At 69.1% G+C, this 24,529-nt stretch carries 20 protein-coding genes; 7 read left to right on the forward strand and 13 right to left on the reverse strand.

Translation table 11 applies throughout. The annotated features are described in order from the left end of the window. Positions 1–4 precede the first annotated feature (4 nt). The gene (gene aroB / locus NA3_RS12580; RefSeq protein ID WP_062963781.1) at positions 5–1,141 is read left to right on the forward strand and encodes a 3-dehydroquinate synthase; all 1,137 of its coding nucleotides are present in this window, start codon (positions 5–7) and stop codon (positions 1,139–1,141) included. A 60-nt stretch (positions 1,142–1,201) separates the two neighbouring features. Here the strand turns inward: aroB and NA3_RS12585 are convergent, their stop codons facing one another. The 7 genes from NA3_RS12585 to NA3_RS12615 all read right to left on the reverse strand — a co-directional run bounded on the left by NA3_RS12585 (position 1,202) and on the right by NA3_RS12615 (position 9,580). Continuing rightward, positions 1,202–1,675, reverse strand: a complete 474-nt coding sequence (locus NA3_RS12585; RefSeq protein ID WP_167354983.1) for a B-4DMT family transporter — start codon at positions 1,673–1,675, stop codon at positions 1,202–1,204. A 48-nt stretch (positions 1,676–1,723) separates the two neighbouring features. Next, positions 1,724–2,515 carry a shikimate dehydrogenase gene (locus tag NA3_RS12590; RefSeq protein WP_233427294.1) on the reverse strand — a complete coding sequence of 264 codons (792 nt, stop codon included), beginning with the start codon at positions 2,513–2,515 and terminating at the stop codon, positions 1,724–1,726. 55 nt (positions 2,516–2,570) lie between these two features. Further along, a complete protein-coding gene (locus tag NA3_RS12595) occupies positions 2,571–4,286 on the reverse strand; it encodes an endolytic transglycosylase MltG (RefSeq protein ID WP_062963784.1) in 1,716 nt (571 codons plus the stop codon). Beyond that, a complete protein-coding gene (ruvX, locus tag NA3_RS12600) occupies positions 4,279–4,887 on the reverse strand; it encodes a Holliday junction resolvase RuvX (protein ID WP_084491507.1) in 609 nt (202 codons plus the stop codon). Before ruvX ends, NA3_RS12595 begins: the two co-directional genes overlap by 8 nt. Continuing rightward, entirely contained in the window at positions 4,887–7,553 is a 2,667-nt protein-coding gene (gene alaS / locus NA3_RS12605) for an alanine--tRNA ligase (protein WP_062963785.1), read from the reverse strand. The genes ruvX and alaS overlap by 1 nt, the downstream gene beginning before the upstream one ends. 63 nt (positions 7,554–7,616) lie before the next feature. Then, entirely contained in the window at positions 7,617–8,960 is a 1,344-nt protein-coding gene (locus tag NA3_RS12610) for a replication-associated recombination protein A (protein ID WP_084491508.1), read from the reverse strand. 29 nt (positions 8,961–8,989) lie between these two features. Further along, positions 8,990–9,580, reverse strand: a complete 591-nt coding sequence (locus tag NA3_RS12615; RefSeq protein WP_062963787.1) for a helix-turn-helix domain-containing protein — start codon at positions 9,578–9,580, stop codon at positions 8,990–8,992. Between the two features lie 67 nt (positions 9,581–9,647). On the opposite strand from NA3_RS12615, the gene NA3_RS12620 reads away from it, so the two are divergent. Next, complete coding sequence (locus NA3_RS12620) at positions 9,648–10,607, forward strand: TauD/TfdA dioxygenase family protein (RefSeq protein ID WP_084491509.1); 960 nt, start codon at positions 9,648–9,650, stop codon at positions 10,605–10,607. Position 10,608: 1 nt separating this feature from the next. Here the strand turns inward: NA3_RS12620 and NA3_RS12625 are convergent, their stop codons facing one another. Continuing rightward, positions 10,609–11,778, reverse strand: coding sequence for a phosphotransferase family protein (locus tag NA3_RS12625; RefSeq protein WP_062963788.1), 1,170 nt, complete (start codon positions 11,776–11,778; stop codon positions 10,609–10,611). A gap of 249 nt (positions 11,779–12,027) precedes the next feature. Between NA3_RS12625 and NA3_RS35520 the strand changes: the two genes are divergently transcribed. Beyond that, positions 12,028–13,101, forward strand: coding sequence for a DUF2189 domain-containing protein (locus NA3_RS35520; RefSeq protein WP_063917459.1), 1,074 nt, complete (start codon positions 12,028–12,030; stop codon positions 13,099–13,101). Between the two features lie 129 nt (positions 13,102–13,230). On the opposite strand, the gene aspS is transcribed toward NA3_RS35520, so the two are convergent. Further along, the gene (aspS, locus tag NA3_RS12635; protein ID WP_062964014.1) at positions 13,231–15,015 is read right to left on the reverse strand and encodes an aspartate--tRNA ligase; all 1,785 of its coding nucleotides are present in this window, start codon (positions 15,013–15,015) and stop codon (positions 13,231–13,233) included. Positions 15,016–15,251: 236 nt separating this feature from the next. Here aspS and ypfJ point away from each other — a divergent pair, with 236 nt between their 5' ends. Both ypfJ and NA3_RS12645 read left to right on the forward strand, forming a co-directional pair. After that, positions 15,252–16,151: a KPN_02809 family neutral zinc metallopeptidase gene (gene ypfJ / locus NA3_RS12640; RefSeq protein ID WP_062963789.1), complete on the forward strand. Its 900-nt coding sequence runs from the start codon at positions 15,252–15,254 to the stop codon at positions 16,149–16,151. 97 nt (positions 16,152–16,248) lie between these two features. Continuing rightward, on the forward strand, positions 16,249–16,794 hold the full coding sequence (locus tag NA3_RS12645) for a hypothetical protein (protein ID WP_062963790.1): 546 nt from the start codon (positions 16,249–16,251) through the stop codon (positions 16,792–16,794). Positions 16,795–16,883: 89 nt separating this feature from the next. On the opposite strand, the gene NA3_RS12650 is transcribed toward NA3_RS12645, so the two are convergent. The 4 genes from NA3_RS12650 to NA3_RS12665 all read right to left on the reverse strand — a co-directional run bounded on the left by NA3_RS12650 (position 16,884) and on the right by NA3_RS12665 (position 22,210). Then, complete coding sequence (locus NA3_RS12650; RefSeq protein ID WP_062963791.1) at positions 16,884–17,963, reverse strand: 2-oxoacid:ferredoxin oxidoreductase subunit beta; 1,080 nt, start codon at positions 17,961–17,963, stop codon at positions 16,884–16,886. Continuing rightward, the gene (locus tag NA3_RS12655) at positions 17,960–19,912 is read right to left on the reverse strand and encodes a 2-oxoacid:acceptor oxidoreductase subunit alpha (protein WP_062963792.1); all 1,953 of its coding nucleotides are present in this window, start codon (positions 19,910–19,912) and stop codon (positions 17,960–17,962) included. The genes NA3_RS12650 and NA3_RS12655 overlap by 4 nt, the downstream gene beginning before the upstream one ends. Before the next feature lie 170 nt (positions 19,913–20,082). Then, entirely contained in the window at positions 20,083–21,126 is a 1,044-nt protein-coding gene (locus NA3_RS12660) for an Rv2578c family radical SAM protein (RefSeq protein WP_062963793.1), read from the reverse strand. 91 nt (positions 21,127–21,217) lie between these two features. Next, positions 21,218–22,210, reverse strand: a complete 993-nt coding sequence (locus tag NA3_RS12665) for an NAD-dependent epimerase/dehydratase family protein (RefSeq protein WP_062963794.1) — start codon at positions 22,208–22,210, stop codon at positions 21,218–21,220. 175 nt (positions 22,211–22,385) lie between these two features. Here NA3_RS12665 and NA3_RS12670 point away from each other — a divergent pair, with 175 nt between their 5' ends. Continuing rightward, positions 22,386–22,709 (forward strand): type VII secretion target, encoded by a 324-nt coding sequence (locus tag NA3_RS12670; protein ID WP_062963795.1) that lies wholly within the window; start codon positions 22,386–22,388, stop codon positions 22,707–22,709. Between the two features lie 3 nt (positions 22,710–22,712). After that, positions 22,713–24,383, forward strand: coding sequence for a hypothetical protein (locus NA3_RS12675; protein WP_062963796.1), 1,671 nt, complete (start codon positions 22,713–22,715; stop codon positions 24,381–24,383). The last annotated feature ends 146 nt before the right edge of the window (positions 24,384–24,529 follow it).

Raw genomic sequence — 24,529 nt, forward strand, 5'->3', positions numbered from 1 at the left:
ACATATGAGCGAGCCCACCCGCATCGAGGTCCGAACCGCCGATCCGTATCCGGTGATCATCGGCCGGGGGCTGCTGGGCGAACTGGTCGAGCAGGTCGCCCGTCATCCCGGCGTGCGGACGGTGGCGATCTTCCATCAGCCGCCGCTGACCGAGACCGCCGAGGTGGTGCGGCAGGCGCTCGCCGAGCAGGCCGTCGGCTCGCATGGTGAGACCCTCGACGCGCATCGCATCGAAATCCCGGATGCCGAGGCGGGGAAGGATCTGCCCGTCGCCGGATTCTGCTGGGAGGTGCTCGGCCGCATCGGCCTCACCCGTCAGGACGTCGTGATAAGCCTCGGCGGCGGTGCGGCCACCGATCTGGCCGGATTCGTCGCCGCCACCTGGATGCGCGGCGTGAAGGTCGTCCACGTGCCGACCACACTGCTCGCGATGGTCGACGCGGCCGTCGGGGGCAAGACCGGAATCAACACCGAGGCCGGGAAGAACCTGGTCGGCTGCTTCCACGAACCGTCGGCCGTACTGGTGGATCTGGTCACCCTCGAGACCGTGCCGCCCAACGAGATCGTTGCCGGAATGGCCGAGATCATCAAGGCCGGGTTCATCGCCGACCCGGTGATCCTCGACCTGATCGAACGCGATCCCGCCGCGGCGCTGGACCCGAAGGGCGACGTGCTGCCGGAGTTGGTCCGCCGGGCGATCCAGGTGAAGGCCGACGTGGTGGCCGCCGATCTCAAGGAGGCGAGCCTGCGCGAGATCCTCAACTACGGCCACACCCTCGGCCACGCGATCGAACGGCGGGAGCGCTACCGGTGGCGCCACGGTGCGGCGGTCTCGGTCGGCCTCGTCTTCGCGGCCGAACTCGGCCGGCTGGCCGGACGCCTGGACGACGCGACCGCCGACCGGCACCGAGCGATTCTGGAGAGCGTCGGCCTGCCGACCACCTATGACGCCGACGCGCTGCCGCAGTTGCTCGAAACCATGCAAACCGACAAGAAGACCCGCTCGGGCATCGTCCGATTCGTCGTCCTCGACGGTCTGGCCAAGCCGGGCCGCCTGGAGGGTCCCGATCCGTCGCTGCTGGCCGCGGCGTATGCGACCATCGCCCGCGAGGACAGCCCCGCGGGCGGAATTCTGCTCTGACACACGAAAATCCGGGCCGCGGACAGGATCCGCGGCCCGGATGAGCCGATCATTCGGCGATCAGGCCGGGGAGGCCGCCGCCGGAGGTGCCGAGGAGTCGCGTTTGCGCTGATCCCGGCCCACCAGGAGACGGCCGATCGCCACACCGACCATCGCCGGAATGAAGATCATCAGCACGATGAACGAGGCGCCGGCGGTCAGTTCGAACAGCAGACCGTTGTCGCCCAGATCGAACTTCGGCACGAAATCCAGCAGCCACGCCACCAGCCCGCTGCCCACACCACCGACCACACCGGCCTTCAGCCAGCGCATGGTGAGGTCGGCACCGCCGCGCTCCGGGTCGGGATAGGCCCGCCGATCACTGCGACCGTCGATCAGCCCCCAGGCCACGCCCGCGACGACCAGCACGACCAAGCAGAGGATGCGCATCCACGAGCCGTTGGTCGGCCAGTAGATCATGCCGAAACCCAGCAGGGTTCGCAGTACGACGGTCAGCGCACCGAGGACTATGGCGCGCAACACCCACGAATTCATGTCGATCACCTTAGCCTGTGTTGTGACGTCATCGAATTGGAACCGGTTCTAGAGATCACGAAGATCCAGAGCCGCCGCCATCGCCGCCCGTGGCGCGGCCCGGCCGGTGAACTGTTCGACCTGGCCGTAGGCCTGATTCAGCAGCATCTGCAATCCACTGATGACGGTGTGTCCCGCCTGTCGTACAGCTGTCGCCAGCGGGGTCGGCCACGGATCGTAGATCGCGTCCAGCACCACCGGCGCCGCCGCGACCGCCTCGGCCACCACCGCCGCACCGGCGGCCGGCACCGAGCTGACCACCGCGTCGGCGCGCGCGCATGCCGCGCGCACCCGCTCGGGGTCGAAACCGGCGAATTCGGTCGCCAGCCCGAGCTGCCGGGCCAGCGCGAGAGTCGGCTCGGCTCGCTCGGCGTCGCGGGCGACCACGGTGACCGTCTCGGCGCCGAGTTCGGACAGTGCCAGCAGCGCCGGCCGCGCGGTGCCGCCCGCGCCGAGCACCACCGCTCGGCGCACCGATTCCACCCCACCGCCCTGCAGGGCGCCACGCACGCCGTCCACATCGGTGCAATCGGCTCGCCACCCGTTCGCGGTGCGCACCAGGGTGTTGGCGGAACCGACCAGAACGGCGCGCTCGGTCCGTTCGCCGGCGTAGTTCAGAGCCGCGACCTTGCCGGGCATGGTCACCGACAGACCCACCCAGGAGGAGTCCAAGCCGTCGACGAGGGCGGGCAGTTGCTCGCCGGTGCATTCGATGCGTTCGTAGGTCCAGTCCAGGCCCAGCGCACGATAGGCGGCCAGATGCAATTGCGGCGACCGCGAATGCGCGATGGGGCTGCCCAATACCGCTGCTTTGCGTCCGGATCCCGGCGGCGGCCCTGTGCCGGACGCCGTCCCGTTATCGGCCACTGTCGAGAATTCCGCTCTGCTGGGCGCGTTGGATATTGCGTAGATGTTCGCTGTAGCTCTCGGCGAACATGGTGGTCCCCTGTTTGTCGACGGTGACGAAGTACAACCACGGTCCCGGCGCCGGATTCTCCACCGCGCGCATGGCATCCAGCGACGGCGAGGAGATCGGCGTAGCCGGCAGCCCCGGCATGGCGTAGGTGTTCCACGGCGTCTTGCGGGCCCGGTCGGCATCCGTGGTGGCGACCTCGGTGCGGTCGAGGGTGTAGTTGACCGTGGAATCGAGCTGCAGCGGCTGATCGACCGCGAGCCGATTCACGATCACGCGGGCCACCTTCGACATGTCCTGCGGCAAGGCCTCCCGTTCGACCAGCGAGGCCGCGATCAGCGTCTGGTAGGGATTCAGTTTGTTGGTCGCCCCCGACTGCAGCAGTCCGGTGGTCTCGTAGCCGGCAGCGCTCTCGCTGACCAGCTGCGCCAGAATCTGCTCGGGCGTGCCGGACGGATCGAAATCCCAGGTGCCCGCCGCGATCATCCCCTCGAGCTGGCGGGTGCGATCGGGAACCTTGCGCACCGCGTCGACGGCCCAGGCCGGAACACCCAGCGCGGTCGCGTCGGCAGTGGCCCCGGCGGCATCGAGTTGTTCGTAGGTGACGCACTTCTTGTCCGCACCGGTCCCGACGCAACTGGCGTCGGCGATCTTGCGGTAGATGCCCTCGTTGCGGGCCCCGGTGTTCACATCCGTGGAGTCGTGCAGCCGCCGTCCCTCGGAAACCACCACGTTGCCCACCCGCGAGGTCTTCTTCAGCAGGGCCGCGACCGCGTCGGCCCCCTTGCTGTGCGTCGGTAGCGCGTAATAGCCCGGCTGCACCGAGGTGATGCCCGAATTGCGCACGGCCGCTTGGTAAAAGGCCCCGCTGCTGCGGACGATCCCCCTCTCGACCATGGTCTGCGCGATCTGTTCGGCGGTGTCACCGGTGTGCACCTGGACCACGGCCAGCGGACCGGGCGGTCCGTCGAAATCCTCCGGTCCGCCCATGGAGCGGATGAACTTGTATCCGGCGTAGCCACCGGCCACCACGAACAGGACGACGAACACACACCCCAGAACGAGCAGATTCCGGCGGCGGCGCTGCCGCTCGGCGGCCTTACGAGAGGCCACGCGGGTGCGGCGACCTCGACCACCGGACGAGCCCGATCGCGTAGCGCGAGCCCGCTGTTCACCCGCGGACTTACCGGTGGAACCGCGCCGGCTCCCCCGCTGCGCCTCCCGCAGCGAGGCCGCTCTCGCCCGGGCGCCGCGCCCGGCGGCCGCGGGCGCCGGTTCCGGGTCCTCGTCGGCGACCGGTTCGAGATCGGTGTCGGCGTCGTACTCGTCGCGACGATAGCGATGGACGCTGCCGCCGGTCCGCTCGTACGCCGGTTCGGCGTAGTCGTCGGCGTAATCCGGGTCGGCGTAGTCGGGATCCGCGTATCCGGCGTCGGCGAGCTCGTGGTCGTAACGAGCGTCGTACCCGGCGGCGTCGGCGTACTGCGCGACCGGCTCGTCCTCGTCGACGTAGCGCGGGATGACGGCGGTGTCGTCGTCCTCGTAGTCGTCCCACTCGTCGGTGGCGCTGCGGTGGGCACCGCCGCGCCGGTAACGCCGCTGCTGCTCGTCGGCGCGCCTGCGCGAGCGTTCTCCGGCCCGGGACCAGCGGTCACTCATCCGACCACCTGGCCTCGTCTGCACCGGCCGAGTTCAACACCGCACTCCGTTCGTCCAACCACCCTTGCAGGATCGACACGGCGGCCGCCTGGTCGATCACCTGCCGCCGGCCGCGCGCGCGAACACCACTGTCCCGCAATGCACGTGCAGCAGACACCGTAGTCAAACGTTCGTCGGAAAGTCGTATCGGCACACCAGGAATCATGGCCCGCAAACGTCGCGCGAACCGGGCCGCCAACTGGGCGGACGAGCCGCTGGCCCCACGTAATGTGCGTGGTAGACCGACGATTACCTCGACTGCCTCGTATTCCCGCACAATCTCGGCTACCCGGAGCAAATCGGTTGCCGGACCGCGTTTTCCACCCTTGACGGTCGGTACCGTCTCCACCGGGGTCGCCAATATCCCGTCCGGATCACTGGCGGCGACGCCGATGCGCACGGTCCCCACGTCGATGCCGATCCGCCGGCCGCGACCGGGATCGGTGCGCGCGTCGGGGCGTTCGGCCGGGATGTCCTCCGGCCGGGCGGCCCCGGCTTCCGGAGCCGCCCCCGATCGGGACGGCTCCGGTTCCGAAGGCTCCGAATTCTCGGAATTGTCCATCAGGCGGCGATCTCGGCCACCCGTGCGCGCACGCCGGCCAGACCGGCCTCGATACCGGACGGATCGGAGCCGGCGCCCTGCGCCATCTCCGGCTTGCCGCCGCCGCGGCCCGCGATACTCGGGCCGAAGCTGCCGACCAGCTCGCCGGCCTTGACGCCGAGCTCCTGGGCGGGCTTGTTCACCGCGACCACGAACGGCACCTTGCCGTCGGCGTTGCCGAGCAGAACGACCACCGCCGGCTCGCTGCCGAACCGGCCGCGGATATCGGTGGCCAGGGTCCGCAGATCGCCCGCGCCGACGCCCTTGGGTGCGGCGGCCGCGACCAGCAGCACCTTGCCGACCCGCTGCGCCTGCTCGACGTAGGTACCGGCCTGTGAGAGCACGGCCGCGGCCTTGGTGCGCTCGAGTTCCTTCTCGGCGACCTTCAACCGTTCCACCAGTTGCTCGACCCGGGCCGGCACATCCTCGGAGGGCACCTTCAGCGAGGCGGCCACACCGGCCAGCAGGGCCCGCTCCTTGGCCAGATATTTGTAGGAATCCAGCCCGACGAAGGCCTCCACGCGGCGCACGCCGGAACCGACCGACGATTCACCGAGCAGTGTGATCGGCCCGATCTGCGACGAGTGCTCGACGTGGGTACCGCCGCACAGTTCCATCGAGAACGGCCCGCCGATCTCGACCACACGCACCTCGGACCCGTAGTTCTCGCCGAACAGCGCCAGGGCGCCCATCGCCTTGGCCTTGGGCAGATCGGTGACGAAGGTGTTCACCGGGAAGTCCGAGCCGACGGCATCGTTGGACACCGCCTCGATATCGGCCTTCTGCGACTCCGAGAGCTGGCCCTGCCAGTTGAAGTCGAACCGCAGATATCCGGGCTTGTTCAGCGAACCGGCCTGCACCGCGTTGGGGCCCAGCACCTGCCGCAGCGCCGCATGCACCATGTGCGTGCCGGAGTGCCCCTGGGTGGCGCCGCGCCGCCACGCCGGATCGACCTGGGCGAGTACGGCATCGCCCTCGGTGATCTGACCGCGCTCGACGGTGGTCTTGTGCACCCACAGCTTCTTGGCGATCTTCTGGACGTCGTTGACGCGCAGTTCCGTGCCCGAGGCGGTGATGCTGCCGCGGTCGGCGATCTGACCACCGGATTCGGCGTACAGCGGACTGCGATCGAGGATGACCTCGACATCCTGCCCGGCGGTCGCGGTGGGGACGCGGACGCCATCGGCGATGAGGGCGAGAACCCGTGCCTCGGTGGCGAGTTCGTCGAAGCCGGTGAATTCGGTGGCGCCGCGGTCGACCAGTTCCTTGTAGATCGACAGGTCGGCGTGGGCGTGCTTGCGAGCCTGCGCGTCGTCCTTGGCTCGCCGGCGCTGCTCGGCCATGAGCGTGCGGAACCCGGACTCGTCGACCTCGAGCCCGGCCTCGGCGGCCATCTCCAGGGTCAGATCGATCGGGAAACCGTAGGTGTCGTGCAGGGTGAACGCCTCACTGCCCGCGAGGGTGCGCCCCCCGGCGGCCTTCACCTCGGCGACGGCGTCGTCGAACAGCTTCGACCCGGTGCTCAGCGTCTTGAGGAAGGCGGTCTCCTCGCCGACGGCGACGGTCTCGATGCGGGTGAAGTCGGTGGCCAGTTCCGGATACGAGGGCGACATGAGATCGCTGACGACCTTCATGAATTCGCCGATCACCGGCTTCTCGGCGCCCAGCAGCCGGGCCGAGCGCACGATCCGGCGCAGCAGCCGGCGCAGCACGTAGCCGCGGCCGTCGTTGCCGGGGTTGACGCCGTCGGCGATCAGCATCGCCGAGGTGCGGGCGTGGTCGGCGATGACCCGGAAGCGCACGTCGTCGGCGTGTTCGACGCCGTAGCTCTTACCGGTCAGCTCCTCGGCCTTGGAGATGATCGGGCGCAGCAGATCGGTTTCGTAGACGTTGTCCACGCCCTGCAGCAGCATCGCCACGCGTTCGATGCCCATCCCGGTGTCGATGTTCTTCTTCGGCAGCGACCCCACCGGCGGATAGCCCAGCTTGGGGCTCTGTTCGCCGCGGATGTCCTGCATGAACACGAGATTCCAGATCTCGAGGTAGCGATCCTCGTCGGCGACCGGGCCGCCCTCGGCACCGTATTCCGGTCCGCGGTCGTAGTAGATCTCCGAACACGGCCCGCCGGGACCGGGCACGCCCATATCCCAGTAGTTATCCTTGCCGTCGCGGAACTGGATGCGTTCGGTCGGGATTCCGGCGACGCGATGCCAGATCTCGGCGGCCTCGGGATCACTCTCGTAGGCGGTGACCCAGATCCGCTCCGGATCGAAGCCGAATCCGCCCTCCTCCTGAGATTTGCTGATCAGTTCCCAGGCGAAGGTGATGGCACCTTCCTTGAAGTAGTCACCGAAGGAGAAGTTGCCCGCCATCTGGAAGAAGGTGTTGTGGCGGGTGGTGACGCCCACCTCTTCGATATCGCCGGTACGCACACACTTCTGCACGCTGGTCGCGCGCGCGAACGGCGGCGCCTCCTGGCCCAGGAAATACGGCTTGAACTGCACCATGCCCGCATTGACGAACAGCAGGTTCGGGTCCGGCAGGATCAACGAGGCACTCGGTACCTCGGTGTGGCCGGCACGGACGAAGTGGTCCAGGAAACGCCGTCGGATCTCGTGGGTCTGCACGAATATCCAGCCTACCGGGCGCGGTCCAGCCGGTTTTCAGCGGTCGTGCGGCGCGCCCCCGGCTCAGCGGCCTCGGACGATGCGGCGCAACTTGGTGACCCGCGGCCCGATCTCACGCTCGTAGCCGTGATCGGTCGCGGTGTAGTAGTCGGTGCCGACCAGTTCGTCGGGCGGGTACTGCTGCGCGAGGATTCCGTCCGGGTGGTCGTGCGGATACTTGTAGCCCTGCGCATTGCCGAGCTTCGCCGCGCCCGCGTAATGCCCGTCGCGCAGGTGAGGCGGCACCGCGCCGGCCTTACCGGCCGCGATATCGGACATGGCCGCGCCGATGGCCGCCGCGACCGCACCGGATTTGGGTGCGGTGGCGACGTGGATGGTGGCGTGCGCGAGCGCCAGTTGCGCCTCCGGCATACCGACCAACTGCACCACCTGCGCGGCGGCGACCGCGGTCTGCAGGGCGGTCGGATCGGCCATGCCGACGTCCTCGGACGCCTGGATCATCAATCGCCGCGCGATGAAGCGCGGATCCTCGCCCGCGCTGATCATGCGGGCCAGATAGTGCAGCGCAGCGTCGACATCCGACCCGCGCAGCGATTTGATGAACGCGCTGATCACGTCGTAGTGCTGATCGCCGGCGCGGTCGTAGCGCACCGCGGCCTTGTCGACACTGGCCTCCACCAGATCCACGTCCACCGTGCCGTCGAGCGACGATTCCGCCGAAGCCTCCAGGGCGGTGAGCGATCGGCGCGCGTCGCCACCGGCGATGCGGACGATGTGGTCGAGCGCCGCCTCGGTGACGGTGTACTGCCCGGCCAGCCCTCGCTCGTCGTCGATCGCGCGACGCAACACGGTGCGAATATCGCTTTCCGACAACGACTTCAACTGCAGTACCAGCGAGCGCGACAGCAGCGGCGACACCACCGAGAAGGACGGGTTCTCCGTCGTCGCCCCGACCAGCAGCACCACCCGGTTCTCCACCGCGGCCAGCAGGGCGTCCTGCTGGGTTTTCGAGAACCGGTGCACCTCGTCGATGAACAGCACGGTCTGCTCCCCCGCCAGCAGCCGCCGCCGCGCCAGCTCGATGACCGCCCGCACCTCCTTCACCCCCGCCGACAACGCCGAGAGCGCCTCGAAGCGACGGCCGGTGGCGGTCGAGATGAGGGCGGCCAGCGTCGTCTTGCCCGTTCCTGGCGGGCCGTAGAGCAGCACCGATGCCGCGCCCGATCCTTCGATCAGCCGGCGCAGCGGCGATCCGGGACCGAGCAGATGCTGTTGGCCGACCACTTCGTCCAGGCTCGCCGGCCGCATGCGCACCGCCAGCGGCGACATCCGCCCCGCCGGCGGTAGTGCGGTGGATATGCCGGACGACTCCTCCACCTCCGGCGCCTCGAACAACCCTTCGCTCACGCCTCGACGGTACCGATGAGCACCGACATTCAGGGCAACGTGGGGTCGGGGCGCAGCATCCGCGCGGCCTGCGCCTCGATGGAGGCGCGCAGTTCGGCGTCGGTCAGCTCGCGCAGGCCCGCGGCGCTGCGCAGGAACGGCTCGAGCAGTTGCCAGCCCATCGCGAACGCGGCCAGATGCGCCACCGCCAGTCCGGCGGCGCGGTCGCTGTCCATCTGCGGCCGGAGATTCTCGATGAGCATCGCCACCACGGGGAACTGTTCTTGCAGCTCACCGACCGGATAGCCGTCGAGGATGCAACGGGCCAGCACGGTCAGATGCCGGCGCAGCCGGGGATCGGTGGCGGTGAGCTGTCCGGCGGCGGCCAGCGCGCCCGATTGTTCGCCGAGATAGCTCAGCACGGCGCCGACCAGCTTGTCCTTCGCACCGAGATGCCGGAACACCAGGCCGTGGTTGACCCCCGCACGCTCGGCGATGTCCCGGATCGAGGTGGCGGCCGGGCCGCGTTCGGCGAACAGGTCGGCGGCGGCCTCGGTGACCGCCGCGACGACCGCCGCACGACCGACCGGTCCGGTGCCGGAGTCGTCGCGACGCGGAGTCGATGGCGGGTTCTCGGACATCGGGCTACAGTAGCGAATACCGGTGTAGTCAATTGACTACAGTCGTCCGATCGCCGAAGGAACCACCATGACGCAGACCACCGCCGCGCAGACCGAACCGCGTCCGCACTACCCCGTGAGCTCGTTTCCCTTGCCGGGATTTCCGCTGATCGCGGGCCCGTTCACCCATCTGGTCGCCGAACGCGACCGCCTGGCCGCGCTGCGCTGGCAGCATTTCGACGCCCGGCAGGCCGGCGTCACCCTCGGTGCGGAGATCAGCGGCGTGGATCTGACCCGCGAGCTGCCCGCGGAGGTGATCGCCGAACTGCGCCGGGCACTGCACGAGTACAAGGTGCTGTTCTTCCGCGAGCAGCCGCTGACGCCCGCGCAGCACGTCGCGTTCGCGGCGCGCTTCGGCACCCTCGAGGTGCATCCGTTCATCCCGTCCAACACCGAGCAGCCGGAACTGGTCCGCTTCGAGAAGACGCCGGCCATGGCGGGCGTCGAGAACATCTGGCATCACGACGTGACGTGGCGGCCGCAGCCGTCGATGGGCGCGATCCTGCATGCCGTCGCCGTTCCCGAGATCGGCGGCGACACGCTGTTCTCGGATATGTACGCCGCCTACGAGGCCCTCGATGCCGAGACGCGGAACCGGATCGACGACCTCACCGCGACCCACGACTACACCCGCGCCTTCGGCCGCGGCCAGGACGCCGAGACGCAGGAGGCGATGCGGGCACAGCATCCGCCGGTCAGCCACCCGGTGGTGTGCACGCACGAGGCGACCGGACGCCGCCACCTGTACGTCAACCGGATCTTCGTGGACCGTATCGACGGCCTGGATCCCGAGGCGAGCCACGAACTGCTGGACCGGCTCTGCCGCCAGGCCGACTACCCCGAACACCAGGTGCGGCTGCACTGGGAGCCCGACACCGTCGCCTTCTGGGACAACCGGGCCGTGCAGCACTATGCCGCCAGCGACTACTGGCCGCAGACCCGGATCATGGAGCGGGCTTCGATCGTCGGGCCGCGCCCGGCCCGCTGAGTCACTTCTCCCAGAGTTCCTCGAGGGTGGCGGAGACATGCTCGGCGAAGTCGCCGAGCGTGTCGTCGCCGGTGCAGCGCGCGTCCTCGGCGAGAGCCGCCCAGCGATTGATCAGGGCGGCCGAGCGCGGCACCGACAGGCCGTGTTCGCGGGCCGCGGCGATGCGGGTGTGGTCGGCGGGCAGGAACCAGAACGTCGTCAGCCAGACCCAGATGAGCCGGGCCTCGAGGATGCGTTCGGCCAGCAGATCGTCGTCGGCGAGAGCCGGCCACACACCGACGACCTCCGAGCGCCAGGCCTCGACCATCTGATGCGCCCGCTCGCGGGAGAGTTCGAAGTCGCAGAGGCAGCCGGGGAACGACACCAGCGCGTAGGCGATGTCGAGGGTGGCGTCGCGGAAACCGCCCCATTCGTAGTCGAGGAACCGGGCGCCCTCGTCGTTGAGGATCACGTTGTCGGGGCACAGGTCGGAGGGGCTGAACGCGCGGAAGCGGCCCGCGGAGAAGAGGCGATTGCCCCGCACGATGCGTTCGGCGATCTCACCGGGCACGTCGATGCCGACCTCGCGGGCCAGCATCCCGGGCACCTCGCCGATCGCGGCTTCGGCCTGCTGGGCGATGCCGTCGACCCGGTGCACCACCTCCACCCGCCGCAGCAGCGCGACGAAATCGGCCTCCCGGCCGACGGTTGCCGCGTGCATGCGGCCCAGTGCCTGCGCGAACGCCATCTGGGCGTTGCGGGTGGCGGGTTCGGCGCCGGTTTGCAGCACCGAGGTGAGCGACATGTTCTCGCCCAGATCGCTGAGGATCAGCAGCCGATCCGGCAGGCTGTGCGCCAGCAGATAGGCGCCGGGACGGTGCTCGCTGCTGAGCGCGGTGGTGAACTGGTAGGACACCGCCTCCCGCAGGAACGCCGAATCGATACTCGCGACCCCGGGCGCCAAACCACCGATCCGGCGCTCCTGCGCGGCGCCACGGACCTGCTTGACGATCAGGGTACGGGGAAGCGAGAACGAGTTCTCCGCCACGCGTACGCGCAGCACCGTCGTCCTGCCACTTCCGCTGAGTTCGATCGGATCGCTCAGCTTCACCGCAGCACCCATGCGCTTCGTAAGCAACTGTTGTGCCGCGGACACGACTTCGGCGGCGCGTTCGGCCAATAGTGCGGTCATCGCCAACCAAGTTACTCGCTCCAGGTCACTTTCAGCGAGCGGTTCGGCAACCTTTCGCGCGTCGTCGGCGTGTCCCCGCCGAGCGGCTGCGACCTGACCGAGATGCTCATTACGCTCATCGTCGGCCGGGTCGCGGATCCGGCACGATACCGCGGCCCGTCGCTTGACACGCCCGGCCGTGTCCGGTTGTGTCGAAATCTCAACTGCAGTGTGCCGCACCAGAACCCAGGTGATTCGAAAGGTCCGACGATGACCGACTCCCCGCAGTCCGCGCCCCGCGACACCGGCGAAGGCGGTGAACGGCGACCGGAGAGCCGGCCCGGGCAGCATCCCACCGGTCCCGCACGACCCGGCGCCGGAACAGGCGAACATCCCGCAACGCCGGGCCGGCCCGAAATGGCCGGGGCCGCGGGATATCCGCAGTTCGAGGGCACCGGCGCAGCGCAGCACGGCACCGCGCAGTACGGCGGGGCTCCGGCCGAGCCGCCGTCGGTCACCCCGGGCGGGGTGCCCCCGGTGGCGCCGGCGCCCGGCGCGCAGGGGCAGCAAGGGCCCACCTACGGTCCGCCCGGCAGCGTCCCGCCGGGCGCCTATCCGCCGCCCGCCGATCCGACGTGGGGCGCAGCGGATACCGGCATGCCACCGCAGGGCGCGCCCGGTTACGGCGCGCCGCCCGGATACCCGGGCGCACCGGGTTACGCCGCGGCGCCGGGTCTGAATATCGGCCGGGCGCTCGGCTTCGCGTGGGATCGCTTCCGCGCCAATCCGATTCCCTGGGTGGCGATCACGCTCGTCGGATTCGTCGCCTACCTGATGGTGACGGTCGTGGTGAACGTCACGCATATGAACTCACTGGTGCCGGTGATGCTCATCGGCTTGCTCGCGGCGGTCGTGGTCTGGCTGCTGCAGGCGGCGATGATCCGCGGCGCGCTGTACGAAACCGACGGCACGCCACCGGATTTCGCGTCGTTCTTCGGCTTCGTCAACGCCGGCAACGTGCTGATCACCGCCCTGCTCGTCTTCGTGGCGGCCTGCATCGGCGCGGTGCTGTGCATCGTACCGGCGCTCGTCGTGGGCTATCTGTGCATGTTCTCGCTGCACTACGTCATCGACCAGGACCTCGATCCGTTCAGCGCGATCAAATCCAGTGTGCAACTGGTGGTCTCGAACTTCGTCCCGACGCTGCTGCTGGCCCTGACCGTCGCCGCGCTGACGATCGTCGCCACCGCGCTGTGCGGCATCGGCCTGCTGGTGGTGGGACCGCTCACCGTCATCGCGGTCACCTACTCCTACCGGATGCTCACCGGCGGACTGATCGCCTGAGCCGCCACCTCGGCCCCTGTCGTCTGCACGATCGTCCGGCACCAGGTGGGCCGGACGATCGTGCAGACCAACCGGTGTGCGGCCGCCGCTGCCCACAACGACGGCGGCACACCCGGTTTCGGATCAGGGCTACGTGGTCTTCGGCTTGCCGTGCTCGTCGAGCACCACGTCGAGGCCGGCTTCCTTGCGCTGCTGCGCGGTGATCGGGGCCGGTGCGTCGGTCAGCGGGTCCACACCACCGCCGGACTTCGGGAACGCGATGACCTCGCGGATCGAATCGACTCCGGCCAGCAGCGCGGTGATGCGGTCCCAGCCGAAGGCGATGCCACCGTGCGGCGGCGCGCCGAAGGCGAAGGCGTCCAAGAGGAACCCGAATTTCTCCTGCGCCTCGTCGTGGCTGATGCCCATGACCTTGAACACCCGCTCCTGCACGTCGCGGCGGTGGATGCGGATGCTACCGCCGCCGATCTCGTTGCCGTTGCAGACGATGTCGTAGGCATAGGCCAGCGCCGAGCCCGGATCGGTGTCGAAGGTGTCGATGGACTCCGGCTTCGGCGAGGTGAACGCGTGATGCACCGCGGTCCAGGCCGAATGTCCCAGTGCCACATCGCCGCTCGCGGTGGCGTCGGCGGCGGGCTCGAACATCGGCGCGTCCACGATCCACACGAACGCCCAGGCGTCCTCGTCGATCAGGCCGCACTTGCGCGCGATCTCGCCACGTGCCGCGCCCAGCAGCGCCCGGCCCGACTTCGCCTCTCCGGCGCCGAAGAAGATGCAGTCGCCCGGCGCGGCACCGACGTGTTTGGCCAGGCCCTCGCGTTCGGCGTCGGACAGGTTCTTGGCGACCGGGCCGCCGAGGGTGCCGTCCTCACCGACCAGGATGTAGGCCAGGCCCTTGGCCCCGCGCTGCTTGGCCCATTCCTGCCAGGCGTCGAGCTGGCGCCGCGGCTGGCTCGCCCCGCCCGGCATCACCACCGCGCCGACATACGGCGCCTGGAAGACCCGGAAGGACGTGTCCTTGAAGTACTCGGCGCATTCGGTGATCTCGATGCCGAAGCGCAGGTCGGGCTTGTCGGTGCCGTAGCGGCGCATCGACTCGGCGTAGGTCATGTGCGGGATCGGCGTCGGGATCTCGTAGCCGACCAGCTTCCACAGCGCGACCAGGATGTCCTCGGCCAGCAGGATCACGTCCTCCTGCGTCACGAAGCTCATCTCCACGTCGAGCTGAGTGAATTCGGGCTGGCGGTCGGCGCGGAAGTCCTCGTCGCGGTAGCAGCGGGCGATCTGGTAGTACCGCTCCACACCCGAGACCATCAGCAACTGCTTGAACAGCTGCGGGCTCTGCGGCAGGGCGTAGAACTTGCCGGGCTGCAGGCGTGCCGGCACCACGAAGTCACGCGCGCCCTCGGGGGTCGACCGCGTCATCGTCGGGGTCTCGACCTCGACGAACGCATGCTGGGCCAGCACCTCGCGAGCCGCGGCGTTCACCTTCGACCGCAGCCGGATGGCGTGCGCGGGGCCCTCACGGCGCAGATCGAGGTAGCGATACTTCAGGCGCGCCTCTTCACCGGGCTGCTCGTCGAGCTGGAACGGCAGCGGCGCGGCCTCGTTGAGCACCTCGAGTTCGGTGACGTTCACCTCGATCGCACCCGTGGGCAGGTTCGGGTTCTCACTGCCGTCCGGACGCGCCTCTACCACACCGGTGACCCGCACGCAGTACTCCGCGCGCAGCCGGTGGGCCTGTTCGGCCGGCTCACCCTCGCGGAAGACCACCTGCGCGACCCCCGACGCATCGCGCAGATCGATGAAGATCACGCCACCGTGGTCTCGCCGCCGGGCCACCCAGCCGGTGAGGGTGACGGTCAGACCGGCGTGCTCGCTTCGCAGCGAACCAGCCAAGTGGGTGCGCAGCACGGGAATCCTTTCGACGACACGGTGCACCGGGCGCGGGATGACCTGGTGCGCCCCCATGGTAGTGAGACAGCTTCGGCGGACGGAAACCGATATCCGACTCCCCCGCCCCACTCGGGTCGCCCGGCGGACACGAAAGCCGCTCTGCCCTCGAGCCGCGAGCGCTCATGCAAAGCTGTAAAGGTTGTTTCGGCTGACCGAGCGCCGAGCAGCCTACTCGATCCACAGGAGCAGCAACGATGACCTTCAACGAAGGTATGGATATCGATCCGGACCGGGTCTCCACCGGAGGCGGCATGGGTCCCAAACTCGCCCTGGGCGGTGGCGGTGGCCTGATCGTGCTGATTCTCGCGGTGCTGTTCGGCGTGAATCCGGGAAATCTGCTCGGCAGCGGAACCTCGGGAACACAGACCGGCGGTGTCGACACCTCCGTCTGCAAAACCAACGGTGATGCGAACCGGTATGCGCAGTGCCGGGTGGTGCTGACCGCGCAGAGCCTCGACGGCGTCTGGGGTGGGGTCCTGCCGCGTCAGACCCGGGTGCAGTACACGAAGCCCGGTGTGACGCTGTTCACCGGCTCGGTCAACACTCGATGTGGCAACGCGACGAGCGCTGTCGGCCCCTTCTACTGCCCGGCCGACCGCAAGGCCTACTTCGATACCGGATTCTTCCAGGAGCTCCGCGACAAGTTCGGCGCGGCCGGTGGTCCGCTGGCCGAGGAGTACGTAGTGGCGCACGAATTCGGCCACCACATCCAGAACCTGCTGGGCGACAGCGGGCGCGCGCAACGTGACCCCAAAGGCCCCGACTCCGGATCGGTTCGCCTGGAACTGCAGGCCGACTGCTACGCGGGCCTGTGGGCGAGCTACGCGGACAAGACACCGGCTCCCGGCGGATCCCAGCCGCTGCTGAAGCCGTTGTCCGACAACGACATCCAAGACGCGCTCTCCGCCGCAGCGGCGGTCGGCGACGACCGGATTCAGAAGGCGGCCACCGGGCGGGTGAATCCGGAAGGATGGACGCACGGTTCGTCCAGCGAACGGCAGAAGTGGTTCCTGACCGGCTACCGCAACGGCCAGGTCGCCGCATGTGACACCTTCTCGGCAGCGGATCTGAACAATCCGCCGGCCCTGCGCTGAGCGTGAGCAGGGTTTCGAGCGGGCGGGTCGGCCGGATGCCGGCAGCGGTGCGGTTCACAATGGTCGGCGAGACCGAGACGGGTGGAGGGCAGCAGTGATGGGTATGCGCGAATTCGGCGGCACGCGACGCGGTTTGCCGGGTATGCGGGTGGCCGTGGCGGTATGCGCCGCGGCGCTGACGGTGGCCGGTGGCGCGATGACAGCCGTGGCCGACGAACCCGCCGCCGCACTGTCGGTGGCGCTGACCACGATCCCGGGTGGGGAGCACGCCGGGGTGACCCCGGCTCCGACCCTGCTCGTCTATTCCGACGGGCACGCGGTGCACAGTCCCGATGCCGCCGATCCGGATCGCCCGGCCGACAAGGCGCCGCAGCAGCGCAACGGACACGTCTCGGCGGACGCGGTCCACGCCGCCGCCGAGGATGCGAAGAAGCTGGCGGCCGCCGATCTGGGCATGCCCAAGGACGGCAACGGCGGGTCCACCCTCCTCGATTTCCTGGGCGCCACGCCCGACCAGGATGTGCACCTGGTGGTGTACTCCCCCGGCGGCACCGACGGACTCACCGACGCACAGAAGGCCGACCGCGCCCGCTTCGCGGACCTGTGCAAGAAGTTGGTCGGCGCGTTCGTCGCCGACCGCTGATTCCCGCCTCGGCGCCCCGGTCGCGTCCTCGCGATCGGGGCGCCGAAAAGTTCAGGGCCGCAGTCGTTGCGGGTCGCCGGTCTCTCGGATCAGCCGACGGTCCAGGTCTCGCGGCCGTTGAGCAGGTTTTGCAGCGACTGCGGCCCGACCGGTGCGCGCTCGACGGCCACCGCGGTTTGCGCACGGACCCCGTCGTCGTAGGTGGGACGGGCGACGTCGCGGAAGATGCCGATCGGGACGTGGGTCAGGTCCTGGGAGGTCAACCGCGAGAGCGCATAGGCGTATTCGGATCGTTCGCAGTGGGCGTCGTGCACCACGATCTCGCTCTCGGCGACCTCGGCGGTCGCGACGACCTCGAGCCCGAAACCGTTGCGCACCACCGCGAATTCACCGTCGGCGCCGAAGCGGATCGGTTCCCCGTGCCGCAAGCGGATCAGGTGCGATTCGGCGTTGTCGCGGCGCAGCGCGTCGAAGGAACCGTCGTTGAAGATCGGGCAATCCTGCAGGATCTCCACGAACGAGGTCCCGCGGTGTTCGGCCGCCGCGCGCAGCACCTCGGTGAGGCCGGCGCGGTCGGAGTCGAGGGCGCGCGCGGCGAAACTCGCCTCCGCACCCAGCGCCACCGACAACGTGTTGAACGGGTGGTCGATCGATCCGAGCGGCGTCGACTTGGTCACCTTCCCCGGTTCGGAGGTCGGTGAGTACTGGCCCTTGGTCAGGCCGTAGATCCGGTTGTTGAACAGCAGGATCGTCATGTTCACGTTGCGGCGCAGCGCGTGGATCAGGTGATTGCCACCGATCGAGAGGGCGTCGCCGTCGCCGGTGACCACCCAGACCGACAGATCCGGCCTGGTCACCGCGAGCCCGGTGGCGATGGCCGGGGCGCGACCGTGGATGGAGTGGATGCCGTAGGCGTCCAGGTAGTACGGGAATCGGCTGGAACATCCGATTCCGGAGACGAACATGAGGTTCTCCCGCCGCAGGCCCAGCTCGGCGAGGAAGCCACGCACCGTCGCGAGAATGACGTAGTCACCGCATCCCGGGCACCAGCGCACCTCCTGATCGGAGGTGAAGTCCTTGACCTTCTGTGGCCCCTCGGCGCCGGGTACTCCGGAGACCCCGGTCAGGCCGAGATCGGCGCCGATGAGCGAGGTGTCGACGATGGTCATCGGTATCCCCCTGTCGTGCGATAGGTCGCCCGGGCCCGGGCATCGAAGGCCTTGTTCTGCTCCAGCTCACCGATGGATCCGTCCAGCGCCGCGTCGATGACGCCGACCAGTTCCTGCGCGGAGAAGGCGGTCCCGGCCACCTTCGTCCACGGCTGCACGTCGACCAGATATTTTCCGCGCAGCAGCAGGGCCAGCTGGCCGCCGTTCATCTCCGGCGCTACCACGCGGCGATATCGTCGCAACACCTCGCCGGTATTGGCGGGCAGCGGGTTGAGGTGCCGCAGATGCGCGTGCGCGACCGGCACGCCGCGGCGACGCGCCCGCCGGCACGCCTCACCGATCGGACCGTAGGAACTGCCCCAGCCGATCAGCAGCAATTCGGCGGTGCCGTCGGGATCGTCGACCTCGAGGTCGGGTACCGCGATGCCGTCGATCTTCGCCTGACGCAGGCGGACCATCAGTTCGTGGTTGGCCGGATCGTAGGAGATGTTGCCGCTGCCGTCGGCCTTCTCCAGTCCGCCGATCCGGTGGGCACGGCCGCCGGTACCGGGCCGGGCCAGCGGCCTGGCGAGGGTTTCCGGGTCGCGTGCGTAGGGCTGGAACGGCGGCCCGGCCGCGGCGTCCTCGTCCACCGGCGGCTCGAATGCCGGGTCGATCGGCTCGAGGTCGGACACTCGTGGAATCGACCACGGCTCGGATCCGTTGGCGATGGCGCCGTCGGACAGCAGCAATACCGGAGTGCGATAGGTGAGCGCGATCCGCGCCGCTTCCACCGCGGCCGCGAAACAGTCGGCCGGTGAGCGGGGCGCCACCACGGCGACGGGCGATTCGCCGTTGCGCCCGTACAGCGCCTGGAGTAGATCGGCCTGTTCGGTCTTGGTGGGCAGGCCGGTCGAGGGCCCGCCGCGCTGGACGTCGATGATCACCAGCGGCAGTTCGGTCATCACCGCCAGCCCGATGGTCTCGCTCTTGAGCGCCAGCCCGGGGCCCGACGTACTGGTCACGCCCAGCGCGCCGCCGAGCGAAGCACCCAGCGCCGCGCCGATTCCGGCGATCTCGTCCTCGGCCTGGAAGGTGGTGACGCCGAAGTTCTTGTGCTTGCTCAGTTCGTGCAGGATGTCGGAGGCCGGCGTGATCGGATAGGTGCCCAGGAAGACCGGCAGCCCGGACAGCTGCCCGGCCGCGATCACGCCGTAGGCCAGGGCGGTATTGCCCGTGATCTGCCGGTAGGTGCCCGGTGGCAGCGCGGCGGGCGCTACTTCGTATGTGGTGGCGAAGGTTTCGGTCGTTTCGCCGTAGTTCCAGCCGGCCCGGAACGCCAGCACGTTCGCCTCGCCGATTTCCGGCGTGGCGGCGAACTTCTCGCGCATGAAGGCCTCGGTACCGCCGAGCGGCCGGCCGTACATCCACGACAGCAGGCCCAGGGCGAACATGTTCTTCGCGCGTTGGCCGTCCTTCTTGCCGACTCCGGCCGGTTCGGTGGCGGCCAGCGTCAGCGACGTCATCGGCACCCGGTGCACCACGAAGTCGCCGAGACTGTCGTCGGTGAGCGGATCTCGCTCGTAGCCGACCTTCGCGAGGGTGCGTTTGGTGAACTCGTCGGTATTGACGATCACCGTCGCACCCCGGGCGAGATCGTCGATGTTGGCCTTCAGCGCGGCCGGGTTCATGGCGACCAGCACGTCGGGCTGGTCGCCCGCGGTGAGAATGTCGTAGTCGGCGATCTGGATCTGGAACGACGACACCCCGGGGAGTGTGCCCTGAGGTGCGCGGATCTCGGCCGGAAAGTTCGGCTGGGTGGCGAGGTCGTTGCCGAAGGCGGCCGCCTCGTGGGTGAATCGGTCTCCGGTCAGCTGCATACCGTCGCCGGAATCACCGGCGAAGCGGATGACGACCTTCTCCAATTTTTCGCTGCCGGTGGGGCCGTGAACGCCCTGATTCGACACCATGCGCCTGCATCACTTCCTCGTAGGGATGAGGTACCACACGCCAAGTTACTCCGCGGCACGCCGGAGAATTCGTGGAACGAACAACCCGGCGAGCATGCGGTACAACGAGTTTCGGCCGCGCGCGGCCGGGCCCCAGGGGCCGGTGGGTCCGCCGGTATCCGGCGGAGCGATCAACCGAACAACGCCAACTGCGGGTCGGACCGTAATGCCTGTGCGTCACCCTCCGGCTCGGACGGGCCTGCGACCCGGCCCCGCGCCGGCAGTTCCCGGTGCCGGTCGAGCCGATACCGGGTCAGCAGCGGGTCGACCCGCTGTCGTAACCACGCAGCGTACTCCGGTGTGACGTACGCCCCACGACCGTACAACTGCCGGTATCGCCGCAGCAGCGCCGGGTGATGTTCGGCCAGCCACTGCAGGAACCAGCCCCGGGTACTGCCGCGCAGATGCATGGGCAGCACGGTCGCCCGCGCCCCGCCGGACGCCGCGATCGCGCCGAGCAATCGCTCCAGGTGGGCGACGTCATCGGTGAGATACGGAATGACGGGAGCCACCATCACATTCACGTCGAATCCCGCCTCGGAGAGCGCGCGCACCAGTTCCAGCCGCGCCCGCGGGCCGGGCGTACCCGGTTCCACCGCGCGGTGCAGGTCCTCGTCGACCGTCGCGATCGATACCGCCAGGCTGACCGGCACCACCTGGGCCGATTGCACGAGCAGCGGCAGGTCCCGCCGCAACAACGTGCCCTTGGTGAGAATGGAGAACGGCGTACCCGCGTCGGTGAGGGCGGCGATGATTTCCGGCATCAACCGGTAACGCCCCTCGGCCCGTTGATAGGGATCGGTGTTGGTGCCCAGCGCGACCGGCTCGCGCCGCCACGAGCGGCGGCGCAGTTCCTGGCGCAACACCGCGGCCACATTCGTCTTGACCACGATCTGGCTGTCGAAATCACGGCCGGCGTCGAGGTCCAGATATTCGTGAGTGGGGCGGGCGAAGCAGTACCTGCACGCGTGCGAACAGCCGCGCATCGGATTGATCGTCCATTCGAACGGCACCGCCGACCGCTGCGGCACCTTGTTCAGCGCGCTCTTGCACAGCACTTCGTGAAAGGTGACGCCCTCGAATTCCGGCGTCTGCACGCTGCGGACGAATCCGGCACGCTCCAGCCCTGGAAGCGCGCCGTCGTCGGCTGCCGGGTTCTGGTTCTGCCATCGCACCCACTCAGTCGAACACCCGTTCGATCCGATGTCAAGGACCGCGCCGCGGACGCACCCCGTTCATGCCGCGGCACCGGCCCGTGAACGAATGTCAGGCCATACTGCTCGCGACCGTACGCACCGACTCACCCTTGTAGAAGGCCACCAGGTCACGCACGGTTTCCTCGGTCGGCCGGGGCACGTAGCCGAGTTCGGTCCGCGCCTTGGTCCCGTCGATCTCGGGGGCCGACAGCAGCGCACCCATCGCAGCCCGCGACACCCGGTCGCTGCCCAGCATCTTCCCGATCGGTTCCAGTACCGGCAGCGCGCCGGAGATCACCTTGGCCGGAATCGCGAAGCGCGGGCCCCGCTTCCCATTGACCCGGGCGGCGAGCTGGGTGACCTCGAGCATCGTCACCATCGCTCCCGAGAGCAGATAATTCTCGCCGGTACGCCCGCGCTCGCCGGCCAGAATCAGGCCGGTGGCGACGTCACGCACGTCGACCAGATCGAATCCGCCGCCGATCATCACCGGCACCCGGCCGCGCGCGGCGTCCCACAGCGTCGTGTTGATCCGGGAGTCGGAGTGGTCGACCGGGCCGTAGACGCCGGTCGGATTGCAGATCACGGCGTCGAGACCCCGGTCGACGACCGCACGCAATTCGACCTCGCCCTGGAATTTGGAGCGGTCGTAGACCGGCAACGCCGGATCGACGGAGCGGGGCGCGTTCTCGTCGATGCGGCCGCCGCAGCTGTACTGATCGAAGGCGTGGATCGAACTCGCGTGCACCATGCGCCGCACGCCGACCGCGAGCGCCGCCTCGGCCACCACCCGCACACCCTCGGTGTTCACCCGCCAGGCCAGATCGTTGCGATGCGCGAGGGTGATCACGGCGACGAGGTGGTAGACCACCTCCGCGCCGGCCAGTGCCGAGCGCATCGACGCCGGGTCCAGCACGTCGCCGCTCACCCAGGTCACACTCGGATCCGTTGCGCCGGAGGGCCGAACCCGGTCGATGGCGGTCACCTCGTGACCGCGCTCCACCAGCTGGTGGAGCAGATTCGTGCCAAGGAAGCCGGCTGCGCCGGTGACTGCGACCTTCATGCGACGAGAATATAGAACCCGTTCTAATTTGCAACAAGTTCTAGTTTGTCGGACTCGAATCGCGTCGGCCGGGTCGGTTATATTGAGCCCAGCCCAGCCTCCGGTCGACGCCCGGTCGCGAGGCTTGTTCGACGTTGACGACTGAGTTGACCACGATGATTGGGGGGCAAGTTCGATGAGCGATCTCACCGCCGACCAGAGCGCGATCAGCGCGTTCGCGGCGACACATCAGAGCATCGGAACCGAAATCGCCGGCGCGGCCAATATGGACACCGCGACGCACGTCGCCGCGATGACGCCCGTTTTCGGGCTCATCGGCGCCGACTATCTGGCGATGTTCGCCGCCGCGCAGGTACTGCATTGCAGCGATGTCAACGACCTGTCGGCCAAATGTAATCACTTGGGGCAGTCCGCATTCGGCACCGTCGCGATCCTCGGCGACAACGACGGAGCCGCCGCCGGCGCCCTGGGTGCCATCGGTAACGCGATCGGAGGCTGATCGGTGCACACCATCGGTTCCGGTACCGACAGCGGCGTCATCGCCGCCCCGGCCGCGCCCGCCGCCGACACCTCACCGATCGCGCCCGCCGCACCGGCGTCCACCCCGGACGCCACGATGGCCGCCGCCGCACAGCAGGGTCCGATCACCGACATCCCGCTGCCCCAGCTGCCGCCGGATACGCCGCCCGCGTCGGCACCGGCCTTCACCACCGCACGAAAAGAGTTCGAGGACAACGGTTCCCACGGAATCGGCGCTCCGCACCTGCCCGGCGGAGGTTCCGGCGCCCCCGATGCCGGCGACACCCACACCGGTGTGCTCGGCGACGCCGCGTCGCCGCTGCTCGGGGCGGGCCACGAGGCGCTGCATCAGGCCGCGGGAGCGCTGGGCGCCGTGCCCGGCGCGCAGCACGTGCTCGACGGCGCCCAGGCCGCGCTGAATCAGGCGCCCGCCGCGCTCGACGGCGCCGCCGGTGCGGTCCAGCAGGCTGCCGCTCCGGCGGCGGCGGCATTGCCGGCGAATCTGCCGCCCATGCCCGCCGATCCGGTGGCCGCGCTGATGAACGGTATGGCCCTGCCCGCACTGCCGGGTATCGACGTGCTGTTCAAGCCGTTCCTCGATCTGCTGTCGAGTTTCGGTACCGGTGTGATGGGGGCGCTGAATCCGGCCGACCTGCTCAGCCAGTCCTCACAGGTCATCCAGAGCGCCATGCAGATCGGCATGGGTGCGATGAAGTCGGTCGAGCAGGTCTGGCAGGGCCAGTCCGCCGGCAGCGCCCAGGCGGCGGGCCAACAGGTGCAGGCGCACGGTGAGGATGCCAGCCAGCGCGGCTTCGACATCTCGAAACTCACCGACGAGGCAGCGGCGGTGGTGCAGCGCGGCAACGTCCAGCTCACCCAGGTCGCCCAGTCGTTCGCGACCCAGGCCACGGCGCTCGCGCCCGTCGCCCTGACTCCGCCCGGACAGGCCACCCTGATCGCCACGGCCACCGAATATCTCGGCCAAGCGGTCACGATCGTCAACGCCACCCGAGGCGAATTGGGCGGCTACACAGGCCAATTGGCGAATGTGGTCAACCAGCTCGCCGGCCAGTACGCGCCGCAGGCGGCCAATGCCGCCCAGGCGGTGGCGCAGAACGTCGGGCAACCGATCGTCGAGCAGGCCCAGAGCCTGCTGTCGGGCGGCGGCGCGGACACCCAGGCCGCCGGTCTCGGGGACCTGACCGGTTCCGGCCTGCCCGGGGCTTCCACACATGCCAGCGCCTTCGGCGGTAACGGCGCGCACCCGGGTTCGATGAGCGGCAGCGGCGGCGGCCTGAGCGGTCTCACGGGAGGCCTCGGCGGCACCGCGTCCGGTGGCGGCGCGGCGGCCAAGCCCGGCCTGGGTTCCTCGGTGCCGGGCGCTCGCCCGGGTATCCCTGGCATGCCGTTCGGCCCGGGCATGCCCGGTGCGCCCGGGCAGGGCACCCCTGGTTCGGGTTTCATGGGCGGCGGCACACCGGGTGCGAGCGGTCAGCGCAACTCCGATGACGAGCGCGGCCGCACGGTGCAGAACTATCAGAGCCTCACCGGCAACACCGACCTCACGGGCCCGCTGGGAGAGACCGCGCCCGAGGTCATCGGCCAGACCCATTCCGACGAGCTCATCAGCGATTACGAGAACGACCAGCTCTGATCGCCGCGCGTCGGCTCGCAACATCACACCGAATGGCCCGGACCGTACGGTCCGGGCCATTCGTCGTCGCGGACCGCGAGTTAGAACAGGTTCATTCGACCGGTCAGTGGCCGAACTCGGGACAACGCACTGTCTATCCCACTAGG

The organism is Nocardia africana NBRC 100379, assembly GCF_001612635.1.
Lineage (GTDB): Bacteria > Actinomycetota > Actinomycetes > Mycobacteriales > Mycobacteriaceae > Nocardia > Nocardia africana.

Coding starts and splice junctions, on each gene's coding strand:
- aroB (WP_062963781.1), top strand. CDS start 5: ATGAGCGAGCCCACCCGCATCGAGGTCCGAACCGCCGATCCGTATCCG.
- NA3_RS12585 (WP_167354983.1), bottom strand. CDS start 1,675: ATGAATTCGTGGGTGTTGCGCGCCATAGTCCTCGGTGCGCTGACCGTC.
- NA3_RS12595 (WP_062963784.1), bottom strand. CDS start 4,286: ATGAGTGACCGCTGGTCCCGGGCCGGAGAACGCTCGCGCAGGCGCGCC.
- ruvX (WP_084491507.1), bottom strand. CDS start 4,887: ATGGACAATTCCGAGAATTCGGAGCCTTCGGAACCGGAGCCGTCCCGA.
- NA3_RS12615 (WP_062963787.1), bottom strand. CDS start 9,580: ATGTCCGAGAACCCGCCATCGACTCCGCGTCGCGACGACTCCGGCACC.
- NA3_RS12620 (WP_084491509.1), top strand. CDS start 9,648: ATGACGCAGACCACCGCCGCGCAGACCGAACCGCGTCCGCACTACCCC.
- NA3_RS12625 (WP_062963788.1), bottom strand. CDS start 11,778: ATGACCGCACTATTGGCCGAACGCGCCGCCGAAGTCGTGTCCGCGGCA.
- NA3_RS35520 (WP_063917459.1), top strand. CDS start 12,028: ATGACCGACTCCCCGCAGTCCGCGCCCCGCGACACCGGCGAAGGCGGT.
- ypfJ (WP_062963789.1), top strand. CDS start 15,252: ATGACCTTCAACGAAGGTATGGATATCGATCCGGACCGGGTCTCCACC.
- NA3_RS12645 (WP_062963790.1), top strand. CDS start 16,249: ATGGGTATGCGCGAATTCGGCGGCACGCGACGCGGTTTGCCGGGTATG.
- NA3_RS12650 (WP_062963791.1), bottom strand. CDS start 17,963: ATGACCATCGTCGACACCTCGCTCATCGGCGCCGATCTCGGCCTGACC.
- NA3_RS12655 (WP_062963792.1), bottom strand. CDS start 19,912: ATGGTGTCGAATCAGGGCGTTCACGGCCCCACCGGCAGCGAAAAATTG.
- NA3_RS12665 (WP_062963794.1), bottom strand. CDS start 22,210: ATGAAGGTCGCAGTCACCGGCGCAGCCGGCTTCCTTGGCACGAATCTG.
- NA3_RS12670 (WP_062963795.1), top strand. CDS start 22,386: ATGAGCGATCTCACCGCCGACCAGAGCGCGATCAGCGCGTTCGCGGCG.